The sequence below is a fragment of the Nitrincola salilacus genome (genome assembly GCF_046271865.1).
GTDB lineage: Bacteria > Pseudomonadota > Gammaproteobacteria > Pseudomonadales > Balneatricaceae > Nitrincola > Nitrincola salilacus.
Genome location: NZ_CP176580.1, coordinates 2112856 through 2130805 on the forward strand (window position 1 = coordinate 2112856; position 17950 = coordinate 2130805).

General features: G+C 52.6%; 17 protein-coding genes. 15 read left to right on the plus strand and 2 right to left on the minus strand.

Going from position 1 to position 17950, the window contains the following annotated elements; all coding sequences use genetic code 11:
- Nucleotides 1-43 precede the first annotated feature (43 nt).
- The 15 genes from ACK3CJ_RS10035 to ACK3CJ_RS10105 all read left to right on the plus strand — a co-directional run bounded on the left by ACK3CJ_RS10035 (nucleotide 44) and on the right by ACK3CJ_RS10105 (nucleotide 17176).
- Complete coding sequence (locus ACK3CJ_RS10035; protein WP_409526276.1) at nucleotides 44-1051, plus strand: aspartate-semialdehyde dehydrogenase; 1008 nt, start codon at nucleotides 44-46, stop codon at nucleotides 1049-1051.
- 172 nt (nucleotides 1052-1223) lie between these two features.
- A complete protein-coding gene (locus tag ACK3CJ_RS10040) occupies nucleotides 1224-4241 on the plus strand; it encodes a FimV/HubP family polar landmark protein (protein WP_409526277.1) in 3018 nt (1005 codons plus the stop codon).
- 7 nt (nucleotides 4242-4248) lie between these two features.
- Nucleotides 4249-5088: a tRNA pseudouridine(38-40) synthase TruA gene (gene truA / locus ACK3CJ_RS10045; RefSeq protein ID WP_409526278.1), complete on the plus strand. Its 840-nt coding sequence runs from the start codon at nucleotides 4249-4251 to the stop codon at nucleotides 5086-5088.
- A 56-nt stretch (nucleotides 5089-5144) separates the two neighbouring features.
- A complete protein-coding gene (locus tag ACK3CJ_RS10050; protein ID WP_409526279.1) occupies nucleotides 5145-5768 on the plus strand; it encodes a phosphoribosylanthranilate isomerase in 624 nt (207 codons plus the stop codon).
- On the plus strand, nucleotides 5755-6972 hold the full coding sequence (trpB, locus tag ACK3CJ_RS10055) for a tryptophan synthase subunit beta (protein ID WP_409526280.1): 1218 nt from the start codon (nucleotides 5755-5757) through the stop codon (nucleotides 6970-6972). The genes ACK3CJ_RS10050 and trpB overlap by 14 nt, the downstream gene beginning before the upstream one ends.
- Before the next feature lie 17 nt (nucleotides 6973-6989).
- Nucleotides 6990-7793 carry a tryptophan synthase subunit alpha gene (gene trpA / locus ACK3CJ_RS10060; protein WP_409526281.1) on the plus strand — a complete coding sequence of 268 codons (804 nt, stop codon included), beginning with the start codon at nucleotides 6990-6992 and terminating at the stop codon, nucleotides 7791-7793.
- Nucleotides 7794-7827: 34 nt separating this feature from the next.
- Complete coding sequence (gene accD / locus ACK3CJ_RS10065; RefSeq protein WP_409526282.1) at nucleotides 7828-8745, plus strand: acetyl-CoA carboxylase, carboxyltransferase subunit beta; 918 nt, start codon at nucleotides 7828-7830, stop codon at nucleotides 8743-8745.
- Between the two features lie 15 nt (nucleotides 8746-8760).
- The gene (gene folC / locus ACK3CJ_RS10070) at nucleotides 8761-10104 is read left to right on the plus strand and encodes a bifunctional tetrahydrofolate synthase/dihydrofolate synthase (protein ID WP_409526283.1); all 1344 of its coding nucleotides are present in this window, start codon (nucleotides 8761-8763) and stop codon (nucleotides 10102-10104) included.
- Nucleotides 10105-10108: 4 nt separating this feature from the next.
- Complete coding sequence (locus ACK3CJ_RS10075; protein ID WP_409526284.1) at nucleotides 10109-10660, plus strand: SPOR domain-containing protein; 552 nt, start codon at nucleotides 10109-10111, stop codon at nucleotides 10658-10660.
- 58 nt (nucleotides 10661-10718) lie between these two features.
- Nucleotides 10719-11216, plus strand: coding sequence for a CvpA family protein (locus ACK3CJ_RS10080; protein WP_409526285.1), 498 nt, complete (start codon nucleotides 10719-10721; stop codon nucleotides 11214-11216).
- Between the two features lie 47 nt (nucleotides 11217-11263).
- A complete protein-coding gene (gene purF, locus ACK3CJ_RS10085) occupies nucleotides 11264-12793 on the plus strand; it encodes an amidophosphoribosyltransferase (protein WP_409526286.1) in 1530 nt (509 codons plus the stop codon).
- A gap of 18 nt (nucleotides 12794-12811) precedes the next feature.
- Nucleotides 12812-14029, plus strand: a complete 1218-nt coding sequence (locus tag ACK3CJ_RS10090) for an O-succinylhomoserine sulfhydrylase (protein WP_409526287.1) — start codon at nucleotides 12812-12814, stop codon at nucleotides 14027-14029.
- 22 nt (nucleotides 14030-14051) lie between these two features.
- Complete coding sequence (locus ACK3CJ_RS10095) at nucleotides 14052-15014, plus strand: tRNA dihydrouridine synthase (RefSeq protein ID WP_409526288.1); 963 nt, start codon at nucleotides 14052-14054, stop codon at nucleotides 15012-15014.
- 121 nt (nucleotides 15015-15135) lie between these two features.
- Nucleotides 15136-15915: a hypothetical protein gene (locus tag ACK3CJ_RS10100; RefSeq protein ID WP_409526289.1), complete on the plus strand. Its 780-nt coding sequence runs from the start codon at nucleotides 15136-15138 to the stop codon at nucleotides 15913-15915.
- Nucleotides 15916-15928: 13 nt separating this feature from the next.
- The gene (locus tag ACK3CJ_RS10105) at nucleotides 15929-17176 is read left to right on the plus strand and encodes an amidohydrolase family protein (protein ID WP_409526290.1); all 1248 of its coding nucleotides are present in this window, start codon (nucleotides 15929-15931) and stop codon (nucleotides 17174-17176) included.
- Between the two features lie 6 nt (nucleotides 17177-17182).
- Here the strand turns inward: ACK3CJ_RS10105 and ACK3CJ_RS10110 are convergent, their stop codons facing one another.
- Both ACK3CJ_RS10110 and ACK3CJ_RS10115 read right to left on the minus strand, forming a co-directional pair.
- Nucleotides 17183-17446, minus strand: a complete 264-nt coding sequence (locus ACK3CJ_RS10110) for a hypothetical protein (protein ID WP_409526291.1) — start codon at nucleotides 17444-17446, stop codon at nucleotides 17183-17185.
- A 36-nt stretch (nucleotides 17447-17482) separates the two neighbouring features.
- On the minus strand, nucleotides 17483-17905 hold the full coding sequence (locus ACK3CJ_RS10115) for an immunity protein Imm33 domain-containing protein (RefSeq protein ID WP_409526292.1): 423 nt from the start codon (nucleotides 17903-17905) through the stop codon (nucleotides 17483-17485).
- Nucleotides 17906-17950 lie beyond the last annotated feature (45 nt).

The following is a 17950-nucleotide window of genomic DNA, read 5'->3' on the forward strand; positions in this document are numbered from 1 at the left end:
CCTTGTCCGGGCTTTTTTTATATTACCTACAAAGGTTTAAAGCATGTCGATTGTAATTGCTGTTCTGGGCGCCACATCTCTTCTGGGCGAAAATCTGCTGGAAATACTGGACGATCGGAAGTTTCCCGTCAGTAGTGTCCGTCTTGCCGACAGTGATGACAAAGAAGCGCGTGGTGTGATGTTCGCCGGCCATGCCGTGCGTATCACGACCTTGAGCAAGCTTGATCTTTCAGGTGTGGGTATTCTGTTTAACTGCATGTCGGGTGGGCTGAGCGCAGATATGCAGGCGCAGATGTCGGCGCAGGGTGGATTTGTTATTGATCTGACGCCCTCATCAGAGAGCGCTCAGGCGCACTGTGCTGTCCCTGAAGTGAATCCCGAAGTTCTCGAGTCTGTTGCATCCGGTTCGGTGATCTGCTCTCCGGGAGCTGCCGTTGTTGCTGCTTCCGTGGCGTTGGCGGCATTGCATCGTCGCTATCAGATTCTGCGATTGAATGTCACCAGCCTCAGCTCTGTGGCCAGTGTTGGTCATGACGGCATCAAGGCACTTGCGGGTGAAACAGCTCGGTTGCTGAACGGTCGTGATGCTGAGCCTGAGTATTTTTCGCGTCAGGTGGCATTCAACCTGTTGCCGCAGACCGGCGAAATACTGGAAAGTGGTTATACTCTGAATGAATGGCAACTGGCCGACCAGCTCAGAGAGTTGCTGGCGGATGATCAGCTTGAAATCGCCGTCAGTGAGCTGCAGGTGCCACTTTTTTATGGTCAGGCAGTGGTTGTTCACGCAGAAACACAGCATAAAGTGGCACTGGATGAAATGCGTGAGTTATTGGGTGAAGTGGCTGGCGTGTACCTGGCCAGACCGGACGAAGAGCCTCTGACGCCTGTATCAACTGCCGCTGGAAAGGATGAGGTATTTATCAGCCGACTCCGAGTTGACCGCGACAGTGCCAATGGATTTTCTCTGTGTGCCCTGACCGACAACCTGCGCAAGGGTGGTGCATTGAACGCCGTACAGATAGCTGAAGGTCTTATCGGGCGGCTCGGATAATTGCTTTATAATAGAAAGTGATACTCTGATCCGGCGCCAGTCAGTAATCCTTCACGCCTGACTTGACCGAACAGCAGTTTATAAATAATACTTGCGTTACAATTCGGATATGCAACTCTCTGTTTTATCCAGATTATTGTAACGAGAGCTGCTCCTCAAGAGGGAACAACTGATGCTGAGAAAACTTGCCTTAAGCCTTGCGATCGCCGGGGTGCTGGGTATACCGAATGCAAATGCATTGGGGCTTGGTGAGATTAACATCAGATCTGCGCTGAATGAGCCGCTTGAGGCTGAGATCAGGCTCCTGCAGGTGCGTGATCTGTCGCCCATGCAGATTCAGCCCAGAATGGCGGATGTTGATGATTTTTCTCTGGCTGGCGTGACACGCTCGCGCTTCATCAGCGATGTGCGCTTCCAGGTGAATGTATTCCCTGACGGCACCGGGGTTATCAGAATGACCTCGAACGAGCCTATCCGGGAGCCTTTCCTTAATTTTCTGGTTGAGGTGAACTGGCCGAGTGGTCGACTCGTCAGAGAGTATACGTTGTTACTTGATCCCCCGGTCTTCGATCCGGCACCCGTCTCTCGTCCGGTTCAGCCAGCGGTATCCAGCGCGCCCATGCCAGCTGTCGTAGTGCCTTCTCCTGTGCAGTCACCAGCGCCGGCTCCCGCGCCAGCACCTGTAGTGTCTTCGCCTGCAGTCGCTCCTCCGAGCAATCTGCAGTCACGTGCGGATGCGCAGACCCAGATCTATGTTGATGTGCGCGATACCATGTGGGAGCTTGCTCTCAGGCATCGGCCAGACTCAAGTATCACCCCGCAACAGATGATGCTGGCTCTGCAGCGCAAGAATCCGGGCTCCTTTCCTACCGGCAATGTGAATATGCTCAAGGCCGGTACGGTCATGGATATTCCCAGTAGCAGTGAGATCCGATCGCTGAGTGCACAGCAGGCTAATGCAGAGTTTGCCCGCCAGACAGAACTCTGGCGACAGGGGCGCGCAGCTCCCCGGCAAGCGGTCGCCGCGACACCAGCCGTTGATGGGAGTCGTGAAGAGGGAAAGCCTGAAGCGCAGCCTGAAGCTGTGACTGAAGAGGTTCCCAGTGAGCTTAAGATAGTGACTCCGCCCACGCAGGAGGAAACGGCCGCTGAGGAACGTGCAGTCAGTACTGAGCAGTCTGCGCCAGATGTAACCGACCCTGGTGAGCAGTCGGCTCTTGATGCCGATGCGGCGGTAGAGCCTGCAGAGCAAACTGAGGTTCAGGAGCAACGAATAGAGCAGATAGATACTCGATTGATGATGACTGAAGAGTCGATCGATATGCTGCGTCGTGAAAATCAGGATCTGCATGAGAAAATTGATGCACTGCTTGGGCAGCGTCAACTAGAAAGTCGGCTTTTTGAGCTTCAAAGTAAAGAGATTGCTGATCTTCAAGCTAAAATCGCACAATTTGAAGCATCACCACCTCCGGCCGCTACGGGTGGCGGCTTCATGGAAAGCGTAGAGCGCTTTATCAATACAGTCTCCTCCATACCCTATATAGGACCTATCCTGGGCGGTATTCTGGCACTGCTGCTGGCGCTGTTGTTCATCAGAAAACGTAAAGCCTCAACCAAAGAGGACGACCCAGGCTTGATTCGTGCTCCCAAGGATCTTGATTCTGGTGCAACTGACTCCGGGGCTGTCTCCAAGGCGGCACCTGTTGCGGCAGTTGCTGCTGCAGCGGCGGTGGCTGCAAGTGAGCCTGAAGAAGTCGTGCCTCAGGAAGAAGAGCGTGTCGTGCACCAGCCGCTGTCTGGAGCGGTAGATAGTTCAGATGATCTTTCAGATCTGGATCTGGATATGGATCTGGATATTCCAGAAGCCTCTGAGATGACCGAAACGGCAGAGGAAGATGTCAGAGTTCTGGATGAGGAGTTCGATCTGTCGGCTGATGATTTCGATGATCTGGATGATATTGATCTATCCAGTCCTGAAAGTGTTGAACCAGAAGTGACTGCTGCCGAGTCTGATTCCGCAGAGAGTGATGAGGAAGATCTGATTTCTGGTCTTGGCCTCGAAGATAAAGACGATGATCTTGATGAGCTGGATTTCACCAGCACATCCGCAGATTCAGACCTTGAGGGTGACGATGAAGACAAGTCGCTGACTGATGATGTCGATTCACTCTTCGATCTGGATTTTGATGATGCAGATGATGGTGCTTCTGAAGATGAAGGTGCTTCTGAAGTAGAGGATGAGTTTGAGGCGATTGAGCTTTCCGATGAAGATGAGCTTTCTGAAGATGACGGTCTGACTGATCTTGCTCCACCTGCTGCAGTTGCAGCAAGCACTCTTGCTGTCGCTGATGAAGATGAAGAGTTGGATTCTGATCTGGAAGGTCTGCTGGCCGGCATGGATGACGAAGATGCCGAGCTGCTCCAGGAAGAGCTGGCTGAGAGCGACCTTGAATCTGCTGATGAGTCAGAGTCGGAAGCTCTATCTCTGGATGATGATGAATTTGATCTGGATGATCTGGATGATCTTGAGGGTGATCTTGAGAACGAGCTGGATCAGGAACTGGATGCCGACGTTGAGACGGTCGAAGATGATGATGAAGATCTACTGGGTTCTGAAGGCATGCAGCTGGATGATGTGGGCTCAGATCTGAGTGATTCTGAAGGTGCCGATGAGGATGATGCTGAAGATGACTTCCTGACCGCATTTGAGTTTGATGACATCGAAGATCATGACGAGGCGACAATTGCCGTCAATGATGCGCTCTCGAAAGAAGCGGAAGTGCCTGATGCGGATGATATTGACTCTCTGCTCAGCTCGCTGGATCTTGAAGATGGCGATGAACCTGTTCAGCGCAAGCCAAGGCCTGGAGAGGTGGTTGAGGAGGAGCTGACAGCGAATATCGCTCATGATCTCGAACTGGAGCTGGATAGCGAGTTGGATGACCTGCTGAACAGTACAGATGATGATATTGCAATTGAAGAAACCGATGCGTCCGATTCAGAGGATATTCTGGAAGGTCTTGGATTGCTTGATGGTGCTGATGAAAATGAAACGAAGCTGGATCTTGCTCGTGCCTATATCGAAATGGATGATGTTGAGGGTGCACGAGATATTCTGGGTGAGATCCTGCGTGAGGGAAGTGATCAACAGCGTGAAGAAGCCGAAGAGTTGTTAAAATCACTGTCCTGAAAAAACTATGAGTGAAACTGAAAATCAAGGGGCGATTTCGATCGCCCCTTATCGTTATGCGCTGGCTGTGGAATACAAGGGTACTGCTTATCGTGGATGGCAGAAACAGAGTGAAGACGATGTACCCAGCCTGCAATCAGAAGTTGAACGTGCATTGTCTCGCGTGGCCAATCATCCGGTTCAGGTTGTCTGTGCCGGTCGAACGGATGCTGGTGTGCATGCCACCTGGCAGATCATCCATTTTGATTCCAGTGTCGAGCGTGATCTGCGTGCCTGGGTGCTGGGCACTAATACTTATCTCCCGAATGACATCTCCATTCAGTGGGCAAAACCTGTCACGCATGATTTCCATGCGCGGTTTTCGGCTCGTGCCCGGCGTTACCGGTATTTGATCTACAGCTCACCCGTGAAGCCGGCATTGTTGAGCCGAGGCGTCACCTGGACACACAAAACGTTTGATCTTGAGTTAATGCAGCGTGCAGCGGAAAGTCTTGTGGGTGAGCATGATTTTACCTCTTATCGTGCAGTCGGATGTCAGGCCAAAAGTCCGGTGCGGACAATACAGTCGTTGGAAGTGACTCAACGAGGTCGGCTGATCATGATCGATGTGAGGGCAAATGCCTTTTTGCACCATATGGTCAGAAATATTGCGGGCGTACTGATGAAAATCGGATGCGGTGAGGCTCCGGTGGAGTGGTCACGTGAGGTGCTTGAGGCGCGTGATCGTCGCATGGGCGGCGTGACAGCGCCGCCGTTTGGTCTATATTTCGTCGATGTAGACTATCCGGAGCAGTTTGAGTTGCCGCTATCGCCACTTGGGCCCTATTTTCTGTCAGGTGCAGACTGACGGCAGACGCTGGCTTTGCTATTATTCGCCCTGCAGTTGAATTTCCAGAGGCAAAGATGAGAACACGGATTAAGATCTGCGGCATTACGCGTCTGGAAGATGCCAGGGCTGCGATGGATGCAGGGGCAGATGCACTGGGTTTTGTTTTTTACCCGCCGAGTCCTCGTTATATCGCGCCTGAGCAAGCAGCCGAAATTATTGCTGCCTTGCCGCCGTTTGTGACCATGACAGGTCTTTTTGTGGACGCTTCGGCTGAAGAGGTGCAACGTACAATCGATTTAACGCGGATTGACCTGTTGCAGTTTCATGGTAATGAAACACCGGAGTTCTGTGACAGTTTTGCACGAGCCTGGATAAAGGCGTTGCGCGTGGCACCGGGTATGGATTTGACCGCTATGGTGAATCAATACTCTGCAGCTCGCGCTGTACTGCTGGATACCTATGTTTCCGGAGTGCCCGGTGGCACCGGATCAGTTTTTGACTGGTCAGTAATTCCTGAGGCCTTGAGGCCCGGAATCATACTGGCCGGAGGGTTGGATGCTGATAATGTCGCTGCAGCGATACGGCAGATCAGACCCTGGGCCGTTGATGTCAGTGGCGGAGTGGAAGCCAGTAAGGGCATCAAGGATATTCATGAAATCAAGCGCTTTGTAAATGAGGTGAAAAGTGTCAACGACTGAACAGACTGCGAAGCAGTCTTTACCCGATTCCAGAGGACATTTCGGCCCCTATGGCGGCCGTTTCGTTTCTGAGACCCTCATTGCAGCACTCGAAGAGCTCGAAGCAGTGTATGACAAACTCTCCAAAGACCCCGCTTTTCAGGAAGAGTTTGATCGTGACCTGGCACATTATGTCGGGCGTCCGTCGCCTCTCTATCTGGCAGAGCGCCTGACACGTGAGCTGGGTGGTGCAAAGATCTATCTCAAGCGCGAAGATCTCAACCATACCGGTGCCCACAAGGTGAACAACACCATTGGTCAGGCGCTGCTGGCAAAATTCATGGGCAAGCCGCGTGTGATCGCCGAAACAGGTGCCGGTCAGCATGGTGTTGCATCAGCAACGGTTGCTGCGCGTCTGGGTCTTGAATGTAAAGTTTACATGGGGGCTGAAGATGTACGTCGCCAGTCTCTGAACGTCTATCGCATGCGCCTGCTCGGTGCTGAGGTGATTCCGGTCACCTCCGGCACGCGTACGCTCAAGGATGCGATGAACGAAGCGATGCGTGACTGGGTGACAAACGTCGATAATACCTACTACATCATCGGTACGGCGGCAGGTCCACACCCTTATCCCAAACTGGTGCGTGACTTCCAGTGCGTGATCGGCCGTGAAGCCAAAACCCAGTGTCTGGAGCAGACAGGTCGCTTGCCGGATGTACTTATTGCGTGTGTTGGTGGCGGTTCCAATGCTATCGGCTTGTTCCATCCCTTTATCGAGGATGAGTCGGTCAGAATGATCGGTGTTGAAGCGGGTGGTTATGGTCTGGAAACTGGCCAGCATGCTGCGCCTCTGTCTGATGGTCGCCCGGGTGTACTGCATGGGATGCGCACTTACCTGATGGAGGATGATGCCGGTCAGATTCTGGATACACACTCTGTCTCGGCGGGTCTTGATTACCCGGGAGTCGGACCAGAACATGCGTGGCTCAAAGATTCAGGACGCGCAGAATATGTCGCAATCACCGATCACGAAGCCCTGGCGGCGTTCCGTACTCTGACTCAGGTTGAAGGCATCATGCCCGCTCTTGAAAGCAGTCATGCGATAGCTCAGGCGATCAAGCTGGCCCCACAGATGCGTCCGGATCAGAGCATTATCGTGAACCTGTCCGGTCGTGGTGACAAGGATATACACACCGTTGCAGCACTTGACGGCATTGAGATCTGAAGGGTAGATGTACAGATATGAGTCGAATTAAAAGCAGTTTCAGCAACCTTAAAGCGTCGGGCCGTGCCGCGTTGATCCCCTTTGTGACAGCGGGTGATCCGGCTCCGGGTATCACTGTTGGTCTGATGCATGCCATGGTTGAGGCCGGTGCCGATATCATTGAGCTGGGGATACCTTTCTCTGATCCCATGGCTGATGGCCCAGTGATTCAGCTTGCATGCGAGCGTTCACTGCACCACGGTACCCGTCTGCTGGATGTTCTGGATATGGTGGCGGAGTTTCGTCAGAAGGATCAGACAACACCTGTCGTACTGATGGGTTATCTGAATCCGGTGGAAGCGATCGGGTATGAGAACTTTGCCAAGCGCGCAAAGGATGCCGGTGTAGATGGTGTTCTGACAGTCGATCTGCCGCCGGAAGAGTCCGAAGAGATCGTTGCCATTCTGACCTCTCATGAACTTGATACCATCTATCTGATTTCACCGACTACCTCCGAAGCCAGATTGCGTCATATCTGCGATCTGGGCACCGGATATCTTTACTATGTATCACTGAAGGGCGTTACGGGCTCTGCAGCACTGAATGTGGATGAAGTGGCAGCCAAGCTGTCACAGGTTGCACAGATGACCGATCTTCCGCTGGCGGTAGGCTTTGGTATTCGTGATCCTGAATCTGCCCGCGCTATCGGCCAGATTGCAGATGGCGTGATAGTCGGCAGTGTGCTGGTCAGCAAAATTGCTGAGCTGGTGACACAGCCTGATGCCATCGCATCCAGCGTTTCGTCCCTGATTGCAGATATGCGCAAGGCGATGGACGCCTGATAGTTAACCTTTTCACTGGCAGGATTTATAAAACATGAGTAGCTGGCTGGATAAAATAGTTCCTTCACTGGTTCGAAGTGAAAAGAAACGCACCAATGTACCTGAAGGTCTTTGGGAGAAATGTCCGAAGTGTGACTCGGTTCTCTATCGGCCTGAGCTGGAAAAGAACCTGAATGTCTGTATCAAATGCGATCACCATATGCGCATTGGTGCACGCCAACGCCTGGATCTGTTTCTGGATCGTGAAGGGCGCTCTGAAATAGGTGCCGATGTGGTGCCGGTTGATCGTCTTAAGTTTCGTGATTCCAAGAAGTACAAGGATCGCCTGAGTGCTGCGCAGAAAGAGACTGGCGAGGAAGATGCGCTGATTGCCATGCGCGGTAATCTTGAAGGTAAGCCTGTTGTAGCGGTAGCGTTCGAGTTCCGTTTCATGGGGGGCTCGATGGGGGCGGTTGTCGGTGAACGTTTTGTTCGGGCTGCCAAAATCGCTCTGGAGGAGCGCATCCCGCTGATCTGTTTCTCGGCTTCTGGCGGCGCGCGTATGCAGGAAGCGCTTTTTTCACTGATGCAAATGGCTAAAACCAGTGCAGCGCTTGAAAAGATGAAGCGTGCCGGTGTGCCTTATATCTCTGTTCTGACAGATCCTGTTTATGGTGGCGTTTCTGCCAGTCTGGCCATGCTGGGCGATCTGAATGTGGCTGAGCCGAACGCACTTATCGGTTTCGCCGGTCCACGTGTTATTGAACAGACCGTTCGTGAGAAGCTGCCGGAAGGTTTTCAGCGCAGTGAGTTTCTGCTTCAGCATGGTCAGATCGATATGATCATTGAGCGCAAAGAGATGCGCACCCGTCTGGCATCGATCCTGAGCAAACTGAGCGGTCAGAAGACGCTTGTCGGCGAAGTGGAAACTGCGGAAGAAGAGATCGTTGTCGACGAGACAGAAACCACCTGATCCGGTAGAACTTTAATGTCGACTACATATCCAGCCACACTGGCCGACTGGCTTGCCAGGATTGAGGCTTGTCATCCCAATGAGATTGATCTTGGGCTTGAGCGTATCGGAAGGGTGGCGGCTCGTCTGCCCGCCGATCTGAGTGGAAGTATCAAAATTGTTGTCGGTGGTACCAATGGCAAGGGTTCCACCACGACCATGCTTGATCAGATTCTGCGCCAGGCAGGTCTGAGTTGCGCCACATTCACCTCACCCCATTTCTTGCGTTATAACGAACGCATCTGTATCGATGGTGAGGAGGTCAGTGATCAGGCGCTGTGTGATGCCTTTGCTGCGATAGAGCAGGCCAGAGGCGACATCTCACTGACCTATTTCGAATATGGTGCGCTGGCGGCATTGGTGCTTTTTACCGCAGCCAAACCAGATGTCGTGATTCTTGAAGTGGGACTTGGTGGGCGCCTGGATGCGGTAAATCTGGTTGATGCCGATATCTCGATAGTCACCACCATTGCCCTGGATCATACTGACTGGTTGGGGCCGGATCGCGAATCCATCGGGCGTGAAAAAGCAGGTATTTTCCGAGCAGGCAAACCCGCGCTGTGTGGTGATATTGATCCGCCGGAGAGTCTGCTGCAAGTGGCACGTGATCTGGGTGCCCGTCTGCTGGTGCGGCAGAAGGATTACTCTGCTTGCAGCAACTCTGTTTGCAGCAATAATGCCCAGGCCGATAGTGATCTTGCAAGGAGTGATCATGCAAAGAGTGCTCAGAACTGGGATTGGCAAGGTGTCAGCTCCTCAGGTGAACCGCTGACACTGTGTGATCTGCCAAAACCCGCTTTGCCCATCGAAAATGCAGCCAGCGTGCTGCAGGCTATTCAGTTTTTACCCTTCACCATCTCTGAAGCGGCGATCCGCAAAGGTCTTGAATCGGCTCAGATGACAGGTCGCATGCAGCGCCTTGATGTACAGGGCATACCTTTCATTCTGGATGTGGCGCATAACCCTGAGGCAGCAGCCTATCTGGCTGAGCGTCTGGGATCAGAAGATGCCACCAGAACACATCTGATTATAGGCATGCTGGCTGATAAGGATATTGATCAGGTGCTGGCCCTGTTACAATCAGCAGTCTGTGAATGGTACCCGATCACACTTGATGTTGGCAGAGGCGCCCGGTCTGAGGATCTGGCGAAGCGTCTGTCCCGCTTGCAAGTGAATGCCGCGAGTATACATGAACATGGCAGTGTTGAATCGGCTGTCCAGAAAGTGCTGGAAAGGGTGCAGAAGGGGGATCGAGTGGTTATCGCCGGGTCTTTCTTTACCGTAGCCGATGCACTCAAAACGCTGAAATGGACGAGTTGAACGTATGACGGTTAATCTTAAACGACGTCTGGCTGGTGCTGTGGCAGTGCTGATCATTGCACTGGTCTTTTTTCCATTGGTGTTTGATGGAGCGGGCTATCAGGAGCGTCAGTTGGAGCCAGTTATACCACCAGCACCTGTGATGCCGGAGCTGGTTCAGATTGAACCGGTCAACCCGATAATAATTGAAAGTGTTACGCCAGCACCACCGGCAGAAGCGGTTATTGTGCCCGCACCGGCTGTCGAAATAGCTGAGCCACTTGAGCAGTTAGCACCGACATTGAACCCTGTAGAGGATACACCGGTACTGGATGCCGATCAGGTGCCTGCTGCCTGGACGCTGCAGTTGGCAAGCTTCAAGCAGGAGGAGAATGCTCGCGGGCTCAGAAACAAGCTGATTGAAGCGGGTTATAAGGTCTATATCCGCCAGGGTACGGACCTTGTTCGGGTTTATGTCGGGCCTGATATGCAGCGCTCCAGACTCGAAGCGCTGCAGGCGCAGTTGAAGCAGGAATATGGCCTGGACGGTATCATCGTGCGTTTTACCACGCAATGATACTGATGCTGAAGAAAACCAAGCCGAATAATCAGATGGTGACAGGGCTTTAAAGAATATGAACTGGGTTGATTGGAGTATTCTTGCCATCATCGGCATATCGTCGTTGTTGAGTCTGAGGCGAGGTTTTGCACGGGAAGCGATATCGCTGTGTACTTGGGTCGCGGCTTTTATTGTCGGGCGCATCTTCTCGGTGCCCTTGTCGACCGTGGTGGCGCAGTACGTCGATACTCCGCCATCTGTGCATCTGTTGATCGCATTTCTGATTCTGTTTATAGCTACCCTGATTGTCGGCCATCTTATAGGTCTGATGATCGGGGCGCTGATTAATGTAACGGGCCTGTCCGCCACGGATCGTGTTCTGGGTATTGGCTTCGGGGCACTGCGTGGCGGGCTTGTCGTTGTTATACTGCTGGTACTGCTGGGTATGACGCCCGCAGTGCAGGACCAATGGTGGCGTGAATCCCAGTTGATTCCGCATTTTCTGGTGTTGGAAACCTGGTCGAGGGATATGGCGCAGGACCTGGGGCATATGCTCTGGAACATCGGAAGCTGAGTGTGACACTGTTTTTTAGATTAACTATCTCCTTAGGGGTTGATTAGATGTGCGGTATTGTCGGCATAGTTGCCACTAGCTTTGTAAATCAGACCATTTATGATGCATTGACTGTTCTGCAGCACAGGGGGCAGGATGCGGCTGGCATGGTGACCTGCGACGGTGATCGCTTTTTCATGCGGAAGGACAATGGGCTGGTCAATGAGGTCTTCAGAACCCGTCATATGAAGCGTATGGAAGGCAACATGGGTATCGGGCATGTACGTTACCCAACGGCTGGTAGTTCCAGTTCTGCCGAAGCTCAGCCTTTTTACGTCAACTCTCCCTACGGGATAGCGCTGGCTCACAATGGTAACCTGACCAATGCAGAGCAACTGGCGGATGATATATTCAGGGCAGACCTGCGCCATATCAATACCACATCCGATTCGGAAGTGTTGCTGAACGTCTTTGCACACGAGTTGCAGCGTCTGGGTAAGCTGCAGCCGACAGCTGAGGATATTTTCCAGGCGGTGGAGCAGGTGCATGCACGTTGTCAGGGTGGCTATGCGGTTGTGGCGATGATTACCGGCTATGGCATTCTGGCCTTCCGTGACCCGCATGGCATTCGTCCTCTGGTTTATGGCAAGCGTGAAGTGGGCGGTAGAGTCGAGTATATGGTGGCATCAGAAAGTGTGGCGCTGGATACTTCCGGTTTTACGCTGGAAGCAGATGTATTGCCAGGCGAAGCCGTTTTCATCGATACAGAAGGTGTGCTTCACAAGCGCCAGTGCGCGCAGGTAACCAAGCTGGCACCTTGTCTGTTCGAGTATGTTTATCTGGCACGTCCTGATTCCATCATAGATAAGATCTCGGTTCATCATTCTCGCATGTTGATGGGTGTGAAACTGGCTGAGAAAGTGCTGAAGGAGCGCCCTCAGCATGATATCGATGTCGTGATCCCTATCCCGGATACCAGTCGTACCGCAGCGCTGGAAATGGCCAAGCGTCTCGATGTGACTTTCCGCGAAGGCTTTATCAAGAACCGCTATATCGGCCGTACTTTCATTATGCCGGGGCAGACGCAACGCAAGAAATCAGTACGTCAGAAGCTCAACCCTATCCGGGCCGAGTTCAAGGACAAGGTCGTGATGCTGGTAGATGACTCTATTGTGCGTGGCACGACATCCAAGCAGATCGTGCAGATGGCTCGTGAGGCGGGTGCTCGTAAAGTGTATTTCGCATCAGCCGCACCGGAAGTCCGCTTTCCCAATGTCTATGGTATCGATATGCCGACAGCGGGTGAGTTGATCGCTCACGGCCGCACTGCCAATGAGGTTGGTGAATATATCGGTTGCGATTGGATGCTGTATCAGGAGCTGGATGATCTCAAGGCCTCCATTACCGAGATTAACCCGGCGATTAAAGAGTTTGATACCTGCGTGTTTGATGGCGCCTATGTCACCGGTACAGTTGATAAGGCATATCTGGACCGTCTGGAAGCACGTCGTAATGATGGTGCCAAGTCGCGAAGTGATGATGTTGATGCCGATAATGATGATTCGGCTGATCTTCATACCTGTATCGATGCTGACTGAAGCAGGAGAAATGACAATATGACTCAGTCCAGATTTGAACGTGCCGAGCGGATTCAGTTTGAGGATCAGGGCTATGACCTTGAAACTCTCGCTGTCCGGGCCGGTCAGCAGCGTACGGCAGAGGGAGAACATGGCGACCCTATCTTCACGACGTCGAGCTTTGTTTTCTCCAGCGCGCGTGAAGCCGCAGCGCGTTTTGCCGGTGATGAGCCCGGTAATATCTATGCCCGTTTCACCAACCCCACTGTACAGGCTTTCGAGTCACGTATAGCGGCGTTGGAAGGGGGCGAAAGAGCGGTTGCAACGGCCTCGGGAATGGCCGCGATCATGAGTATCGGTCTGGCATTGTTACAGCAGGGCGATCATATCGTTTGCTCACGCAGTGTGTTTGGCTCGACAGTATCGCTGTTTGATCGCTATCTGACCCGTGCTGGTATCACCAGTACTTTTGTTGATCCGACGGACGTGTCTGCCTGGCAGGCTGCAATTCAGTCCAATACACGCATGCTGTTTCTGGAAACACCATCTAACCCTTTATCAGAACTTAGTGATATCAAAGCGTTAGCTGATCTTGCTCATGCAAATGATGCGCTACTGGTGGTCGATAACTGTTTCCTGACACCTATTCTGCAGCGCCCGCTCGATCTCGGCGCCGATATCGTGATGCACTCTGCTACCAAGTACCTTGATGGTCAGGGGCGTTGTGTCGGTGGGGTGCTGGTCGGACGCGAGAAAGAGATGGAAGCTGTCTTCGGCTTTATCCGTACCGGTGGTGCCTGCATGAGTCCTTTCAATGCATGGGTGTTTCTGAAGGGGCTGGAAACCCTGTCGCTGCGAATCAAGGCGCAGAGTGAGCAGGCATTTGAGGTTGCACTTTGGTTGAAAGAGCAGCCGGGTATTGAGCGTGTGTTTTACTCCGGTTTGCCGGAACACCCTCAGTACGAGCTGGCCAGTCGCCAGCAGAAAGGTTTTGGTGGCGTCCTGTCCTTTGAAGTCAAAGGTGGCAAAGAGGGCGCTTGGCGCTTCATTGACTCCACCCGGATGATATCCATTACTGCCAATCTGGGTGATGTGAAAACTACTATCACCCATCCTGGCACGACCACGCATGGTCGTATGACACCAGAAGAGCGGGCCAGTGCCGGTATTCATGACAACCTGATCAGGCTGTCAGTCGGGCTGGAATCGGTTGAAGATATCAAACGAGATCTGCAGCTGGGGCTGGCGGCGCTTTGATGTTCGAGGGATCTGCTCAGTCATGAGGATCTTTCTTGCTCCGATGGAGGGCGTGGTGGATTTCACCCTGCGCGAACTGCTGACAGGCATTGGTGGTATTGATGTTTGTGTCAGTGAGTTTGTCAGAGTGTCGGGTTCGCTGTTGCCAGCCTCGGTTTTTCACCGTCTGGTGCCTGAATTACAGCAGGGTGGAAAAACCCTGTCCGGTACACCCGTGTTACTGCAGTTGCTGGGCAGCGAAGCGGGACTGATGGCAGAGAATGCTGCACGAGCTGTGGAGCTGGGAGCGCCGGGGATCGACCTGAACTTTGGCTGCCCCGCCAAAACGGTGAATAAAAGCCGCGGTGGAGCGATTCTGTTGAATGAGCCTGAAGTGATCCATCAGATCGTGTCAGCCGTTCGCAGAGCGGTTCCGGCTGATGTGCCTGTCAGCGCGAAGATGCGTTTGGGCTATCTGGATAAGACCCTGGCAATCGAGAATGCCTGTGCCATAGAGTCAGCCGGTGCGGGCACACTGACGGTGCATGCCAGAACCAAAACCGAAGGTTACCGTCCACCTGCTCATTGGGAATGGATTGCACGTATCCGTGAAGCGATCAGCATCACCGTTATCGCCAATGGTGAAGTCTGGACTGCTGACGATTATCGTCGCTGCCAGGCAGTCAGCCAATGTTCGGATGTTATGATCGGTCGCGGGCTGGTTGCGAATCCGTTTCTGGCAAGGCAGATACGTGCGGATATGCCGCTGATCATGCCTGAACAGACCTGGGCAGAACTGTTACCCTTGTTGAGCGACTTCCACTCACGTGTGACTCAGGATCTGTCGATTCGTCATGTACATGGCCGGCTCAAGCAGTGGGTGCAGATGCTTAGCCGTTACTATCCTCAAGCAAAGGATCTGTTTCAACTGATCAGAACTGAAACCTGTCCAGAGCAGTTATTGAATCTGCTGCAAAAGGAACAGGCCAGAATTCTGGCTGCCTGATCATTTCATTCCCTGTGTTTCCAGGTCTTTCTGAATTCCTACCCAACTTTGTTATACTTTGCTCCAGCAAGCCAGCTTCAGTGTCAGTAGCTTGCAAGAGGTAACAAAAGGATGCCCGCGCATGATTTCTGAGATCGGCTTCAGGCTGAGTGAGACCAAACGCTTCCTTTCTGCAGTGGTGGGTAGCTCAGAGGGCAGGTTTTTTCTGTTTTCATATTTCATGAATATCCTCGTTCTAGCCTTTTTAGTGATGATAGGCATGTCGGCAATACTCTATGCCCTGTTTGAGGGGATGGTACTGAACCGCCGAGAACTGGCATTCAAATACTCACTGCTGGTCACTATGTTGATTACAGTGCCGCTGGCTACGATGCCTTTTTTCTCCTTCAAGGATGTGGTAGACCGATTTGTGCAACTGATCACGCGCCGTCGACTTTTCACCTACCTCAGCCCGCATGTGTTCTATCGACCAACGATCAATGGCAACATATCCCTTCACCTTGCCAAGGCGCATGAGATACTGGCTGAAAAATATACGATAGTGATCAATAAACCACAGGCTGCAGATAAAATAAGCCGCTTGTTGGCAATCTCTATTGGCCACTCGATTCGTGATGCTGTGAAGTTTTCCAAGGTACAGGTTGAGAAGGGGGTGATGAGAGCCGATCAGCAGATTGTCGGTGCAACTTATGGATATCTGTTCGGCGCCGCTAAAAGCAAGCTGCGCCTACGACGCTACCACCCCGCTTTTATTTCACGTCTTCTCAGTGGTGTGTTCTATCGTTTCGGTGCGCTGCACGCCGTGTATATGTACTTCATCATCAATGACCGGTTGCCACCTTCATTCGATCCCGTCTATTTCATTGCCAGTGTGGGTGACGTAGTCGGCAATCGCAAGTAAGGCGGAGCGGGCTTTGGTTTCACACTCACGTCGACGTTTTATCGCTGCAGGGCTCGGGGCATTGTTTCTGAGCGGCTGTAAAGGCCCTGTCATCAGTGAACCCAGGCTTTTCAATCCTTGCATCACAACGCTGCCCGACTCATTGCGTAATCATGAACTACTGCATAGTAGTTGGGAAGGTCTCGACCCAGAACTGGTCTGGGATTGTCATGCCCATCTGGTGGGTGTGGGCGATTCAGACAGCGGCATAGAGTTGTCTGATCGCATGCTCAGTCCATTGCACCCAATACAGTACGTACAACGGCTCTTTTATCTGAACGCTGGGTGTGTCCATGATGCAGAAGGTAGTGTCGATCGTAGCTATGTTGCACGTCTTCACAATCTTGTATCCGGTATGCCGCTGGGGTTCAAGATGATGCTGTTTGCGTTTGATCGCACGCACAGTAGTAATGGTGAGCCTCGCCCGGATCTGCCCCCTTTTTATGTACCCAACGATTATGCGCGAAAAATCGCATTGGCAGCACCTTACTGGTTTGAGTGGGTGTGCTCGGTACACCCTTATCGCGAAGATGCAATAGAGGCGCTTGAACTGGCCAGTCAGCAAGGAGCCAGAGCGGTCAAGTGGTTGCCACCAGCAATGGGTATCGATCCTGACTCAGCGCAGTGTGATGCTTTCTATGATGCTCTGGTCAGGCTGGATATGCCGCTGATCACCCATGTTGGTGAGGAGCGTGCAGTGGTTGGTGCCGGACGACCTGTCTGGGGGAATCCGCTAAGGCTCAGGCGTGCACTGGATAGAGGTGTTCGAGTGGTGATGGCGCACTGTGCCAGCACCGGTGAAGATGTCGATCTGGACCAGGGGCCGGAGGGGCGGCGAGTGTCGAGCTTTTCGCTGTTCAAGCGAATGATGGCCGAAACACATTACGACAACCTGTTGTATGGTGACATCTCGGCCATCACGCAACGCAATCGCCCTGATGAGGTGTTGCGGGAATTGATTGAGCGGGACGAATGGCATCCCCGCCTGCTGTTTGGTTCAGATTACCCGCTACCTGGTATTCTGCCACTGACTTCGCCTTTATCACTGGCGCGCGAGGGTATGCTTGAGATGTCCTCTGTCGATTTCATGACAGAGCTGAGGCGGCATAACCCGGTCTTGTTTGATCTCGCCCTGAAGCGGCACCTGAGCAGCAATGGGAAGCGCTTCTCTGCCAGTATTTTCGAAACAAGACGGTTTTTCGATAAAGCCGCTCAGTCCTGAGGTGCGTCAGTAACCGGAAGGCTGCTCCAGCTCACGATCCTGCCTCATCTGTTCAATCTTCAACTGACGCTCATGCTGCTCGCGCAGGTACTCGATAACCTCTTCATCGCTGGGCTGGTTCATCATGACATACCAGACCGGCGATGTGCCGATCAGAAATCCAGCTATTGCCAAGGCGATTCCAAGTTTCTGCCATTTTTTCTTGAGGTTCAGGCCAAGAATGACAATTGCAACCCCAAGCAGGTTAAGCAGGTAGGCGCTTAATGGCATGATTGATCTCCTAAAGCAGGTCGTGAGAGGGGGCTATTATTCACCCTTTTTGATATCGGCGAATTGATCGACATCATTGGTAATGGTCACATCGCTCTGCGGCACAGGGATTTTGAAGTCATACACGCGCTCCCATTGTGGCGAGTCAGGCGTGCGCTCCCATACGGTGCCGGCATTATACTGCAGAAGTTCTGTCAGAGACGGGTCAAGCTGTTGTATTTTTTCCAGTGGAACCGGTAGTAGGTTCAGTGCTTCATCTGCCAGAAACTCTTCTGACTCATAGCCGGTAAACAGCCGCCATCCTGTATCGTTAAGATGCTCCGGGACAGTTTTGTACATGAAACGTACCGGCAGCTTTTCATCAAATACAAGGCGAGAAACCAGCACCAGAAAGCCATTTTTGGTCTGAGCGGTTTCATTCCTGGTGTCGGGAGTTGTATCAGGTATCACGGTTTTCATTTTCTGCTCGCTATCGATTCTGGCGATTCAGGTCGCTTTTAAACG

What these genes read in the sequence shown, in the direction of transcription:
- ACK3CJ_RS10050 (WP_409526279.1), top strand. Translation starts at nt 5,145, where the DNA reads ATGAGAACACGGATTAAGATCTGCGGCATTACGCGTCTGGAAGATGCC.
- ACK3CJ_RS10080 (WP_409526285.1), top strand. Translation starts at nt 10,719, where the DNA reads ATGAACTGGGTTGATTGGAGTATTCTTGCCATCATCGGCATATCGTCG.
- ACK3CJ_RS10090 (WP_409526287.1), top strand. Translation starts at nt 12,812, where the DNA reads ATGACTCAGTCCAGATTTGAACGTGCCGAGCGGATTCAGTTTGAGGAT.
- ACK3CJ_RS10040 (WP_409526277.1), top strand. Translation starts at nt 1,224, where the DNA reads ATGCTGAGAAAACTTGCCTTAAGCCTTGCGATCGCCGGGGTGCTGGGT.
- trpA (WP_409526281.1), top strand. Translation starts at nt 6,990, where the DNA reads ATGAGTCGAATTAAAAGCAGTTTCAGCAACCTTAAAGCGTCGGGCCGT.
- ACK3CJ_RS10035 (WP_409526276.1), top strand. Translation starts at nt 44, where the DNA reads ATGTCGATTGTAATTGCTGTTCTGGGCGCCACATCTCTTCTGGGCGAA.
- folC (WP_409526283.1), top strand. Translation starts at nt 8,761, where the DNA reads ATGTCGACTACATATCCAGCCACACTGGCCGACTGGCTTGCCAGGATT.
- ACK3CJ_RS10115 (WP_409526292.1), bottom strand. Translation starts at nt 17,905, where the DNA reads ATGAAAACCGTGATACCTGATACAACTCCCGACACCAGGAATGAAACC.
- ACK3CJ_RS10110 (WP_409526291.1), bottom strand. Translation starts at nt 17,446, where the DNA reads ATGCCATTAAGCGCCTACCTGCTTAACCTGCTTGGGGTTGCAATTGTC.
- purF (WP_409526286.1), top strand. Translation starts at nt 11,264, where the DNA reads ATGTGCGGTATTGTCGGCATAGTTGCCACTAGCTTTGTAAATCAGACC.
- ACK3CJ_RS10100 (WP_409526289.1), top strand. Translation starts at nt 15,136, where the DNA reads ATGATTTCTGAGATCGGCTTCAGGCTGAGTGAGACCAAACGCTTCCTT.
- ACK3CJ_RS10075 (WP_409526284.1), top strand. Translation starts at nt 10,109, where the DNA reads ATGACGGTTAATCTTAAACGACGTCTGGCTGGTGCTGTGGCAGTGCTG.
- accD (WP_409526282.1), top strand. Translation starts at nt 7,828, where the DNA reads ATGAGTAGCTGGCTGGATAAAATAGTTCCTTCACTGGTTCGAAGTGAA.
- truA (WP_409526278.1), top strand. Translation starts at nt 4,249, where the DNA reads ATGAGTGAAACTGAAAATCAAGGGGCGATTTCGATCGCCCCTTATCGT.
- ACK3CJ_RS10095 (WP_409526288.1), top strand. Translation starts at nt 14,052, where the DNA reads ATGAGGATCTTTCTTGCTCCGATGGAGGGCGTGGTGGATTTCACCCTG.